Below are 2,888 nucleotides of genomic sequence, written 5' to 3'. Positions count from 1 at the left end.
CGTCGAGCAGGGTCAGGTTGTGCTCGCGGGCGGCGGTGTATAAGAGACAGCCGCCGCGACGTCAGAACCCGAGGCGCTGCAGCTGCTTGGGGTCGCGCTGCCAGTCCTTGGCCACCTTGACGTGCAGGTCGAGGTACACGCGCGTGCCGAGCAGCTTCTCGATGCCCTTGCGGGCATTGGTGCCGACCTCGCGCAGCCGCGACCCGCCCTTGCCGATGACGATCGCCTTCTGGCTGTCGCGCTCCACGAACAGGTTGACGCGGACGTCCAGCAGCGGCGGCTTCCCCTTGTCCGGGTCTCCGCTGCCCTCACGCTCGAGGATCTCCTCGACGACGACGGCCAGCGAGTGCGGCAGCTCGTCGCGGACGCCCTCGAGCGCGGCCTCGCGCACCAGCTCGGCGACCATGACCTGCTCGGGCTCGTCGGTGAGCTCGCCGCCCGGGTAGAGCTCGGGCCCGGCGGGCAGGTGCGCCACGAGGACGTCGGTCAGCTCGTCCACCTGGTAGCCGTCGCGGGCGGACACGGGCACGATCGCCGACCAGTCCCGGTCGACCGACCGGGCGAGCTCGTCGACCGCCAGGAGGTGCTCGGCGAGACGCCCGCGGTCCACGAGGTCGGACTTCGTCACGACGGCGACGACGGGGACCGCCCGGCGGCCCTCCATCAGGGGGGCGAGCTGCGAGGCGATGTACCGGTCGCCGGGGCCGATCTTCTGGTCGGCCGGCAGGCAGAACGCGATGACGTCGACTTCGCCGAGCGTGTCCTGCACGAGCGCGTTGAGCCGCTCGCCGAGGAGCGTGCGCGGGCGGTGCAGGCCCGGCGTGTCGACGAGCACGAGCTGCGCGTCGTCGCGGTGCACGATGCCGCGGATCGTGTGCCGCGTGGTCTGGGGCCGCGCGGACATGATCGCGACCTTCTCCCCCACCAACGCGTTGGTGAGCGTCGACTTGCCGACGTTGGGCCGCCCCACGAGACAGGCGAAGCCCGACCGGTGGGTGTCCGGCTCCTCGTGCGGGGTGACGACGGAGGGATGGTGGCGCTCGGAGGTCATGCGTGTGCTTCCTTCTGGTCTGGCGGCGTGGCGTGCTCGCCACCCGCTGCTGGGTCGTCCTCGTCGTGCGAGGAGGAGGTCGTGCGGCGCACCCGGAGCGTGGCGAGCTGCTTGCGGCGGCCCTCGACGCGGTCGGCCACGAGGTGCAGCCCCCCGACGTCGGCCGTCGCGCCCGTCAGCGGCACCTTGCCGAGGGCCTTGGCGATCAGGCCGCCCGCGGTGTCCACGTCGTCGTCGTCGAGCCGCAGGTCGAACAGCTCGCCGAGCTCGTCGACGGGCATCCGCGCGGAGACGAGGAACGTGCCGTCGCCCAGGTCCTCCGGCTCGAGCTCCGGGGCGGTGTCGTGCTCGTCGGTCAGCTCGCCGACGAGCTCCTCGATGACGTCCTCGACGGTGACGAGCCCGGCGATGCCCCCGTACTCGTCGACCACGACGGCGATGTGCGAACGGGAGGCCTGCATCTCGCGGAGCAGCTCGTCCGCGGGCTTCGACTCCGGCACGAAGACGGCGTCGCGGGCGACCTCGACCACCGGCCGCTCCGCGGCCGCGCGCTCGTTCTCGAGCACGCGGGCGACGTCCTTGAGGTAGGCGACGCCCAGGAGGTCGTCCACCTCCTCCCCGACGACGGGCACGCGCGAGTACCCCGAGCGGAGGAAGAGGCGCATCGCCTTGCGCAGCGGCGTCGCCGCCGTGACCGTCACCATGTCGGTGCGCGGCACCATGACCTCCCGGGTCAGCGTGCCGCCCAGCTCGACGACCGAGCGGATGAGCTCGCGCTCGGCGTCCTCGATCGCCTCGTTGTCCCGGACCCGCTCGGCGACCTCGCGCAGCGCGTCCTCGCCGGGGTCGTGCTCGCCGTCGCGCTCGGGGACGCGCCCCGCGGCGCGCTCCGAGGTCCGGTCCGTGAGCCAGGCCGCGGCGCGGTGCACGGCGGACAGCGGGCCGGCGAGCGCGAGGAGCACGGGCAGCGGCCGGCGCAGGCCGAGCGCACGCGGGCTGAGCCGCACGAAGACGACGCCCGCCACCAGGCCCACCACGCCGGCCACGAGCAGCACCTGCCACCAGGTGTCGAACCAGTCGGCGATCATCAGCGTCGCCGCCGCGAGCGCGACGGTCTCGGCGACCACCCGCACCAGCGCGAACGCCGCGACCGCCGCGGGCGGGTCGACGACGAGGCCCTGCACCGCGCGCAGCCGGGTCAACCGTGTCCGGCGGGCCGTGGCCGTGAGGTCCTCCGCCGTCTCCGCCTCGATCACCGCGTCCGCGACCGACGTGCGCGTGATCCGCAGCACCGCGGCCTCGCCGGCGGACAGCATCCCCGCCAGGGCCAGGGCGACCAGCGCCACGAGCGCCAGCAGCAGCTCCGGTCCGTCCATCAGGCCACCGTCCGGTCCGTCGTCGCGCTCACCGGCCGGCGAGGAAGGTGAGCAGGAGGCGGCGCTGCAGCGCGAACATCTCCTTCTCCTCCTCCGGCTCGGCGTGGTCGTAGCCGAGCAGGTGCAGGATGCCGTGCGTGGTGAGCAGCAGCAGCTCCTCGGCCGTGGAGTGCCCCGCGACCTTCGCCTGCTGGGCCGCCACCTCCGGGCAGAGCACGACGTCGCCGAGCGTGCCCGGCGGCGTCTCCTCGCCCTCGCGTCCCGGCCGCAGCTCGTCCATGGGGAAGGAGAGCACGTCGGTGGGGCCCGGCTCGTCCATCCACTGCACGTGCAGCTCGGTCATCACGGTCGTGTCGACGAACATGATCGACAGCTCGCTGCGGGGGTGCACGTGCAGGGTATCCAGCACGAACCGTCCGAGCGCGGCGAACTCCGCCCGTCGGCCAGGACGAGGCGGTCAC

Annotated in this window: 2 protein-coding genes and 1 pseudogene; all 3 read right to left on the bottom strand. The window is 73.4% G+C overall.

Going from position 1 to position 2,888, the window contains the following annotated elements:
* Positions 1-61 precede the first annotated feature (61 nt).
* Entirely contained in the window at positions 62-1,051 is a 990-nt protein-coding gene (gene era / locus ACFWEK_RS20515) for a GTPase Era (RefSeq protein WP_430547969.1), read from the bottom strand.
* On the bottom strand, positions 1,048-2,427 hold the full coding sequence (locus ACFWEK_RS20510) for a hemolysin family protein (protein ID WP_430547970.1): 1,380 nt from the start codon (positions 2,425-2,427) through the stop codon (positions 1,048-1,050). Before ACFWEK_RS20510 ends, era begins: the two co-directional genes overlap by 4 nt.
* A 28-nt stretch (positions 2,428-2,455) precedes the next feature.
* Positions 2,456-2,863, bottom strand: a pseudogene (ybeY, locus tag ACFWEK_RS20505) (rRNA maturation RNase YbeY); the annotation flags it as partial.
* Positions 2,864-2,888: the final 25 nt, after the last annotated feature.

It is taken from the genome of Isoptericola sp. NPDC060257, assembly GCF_042726645.1.
GTDB classification, from domain to species: domain Bacteria; phylum Actinomycetota; class Actinomycetes; order Actinomycetales; family Cellulomonadaceae; genus Isoptericola; species Isoptericola nanjingensis.
Note: the sequence above shows the minus strand (reverse complement) of the source record. Positions and strands in the feature narration are given on the sequence as shown.

Bases quoted from the DNA above. Each gene is read 5' to 3' on its own strand.
- era (WP_430547969.1), bottom strand. From the start codon at position 1,051: ATGACCTCCGAGCGCCACCATCCCTCCGTCGTCACCCCGCACGAGGAG.
- ACFWEK_RS20510 (WP_430547970.1), bottom strand. From the start codon at position 2,427: ATGGACGGACCGGAGCTGCTGCTGGCGCTCGTGGCGCTGGTCGCCCTG.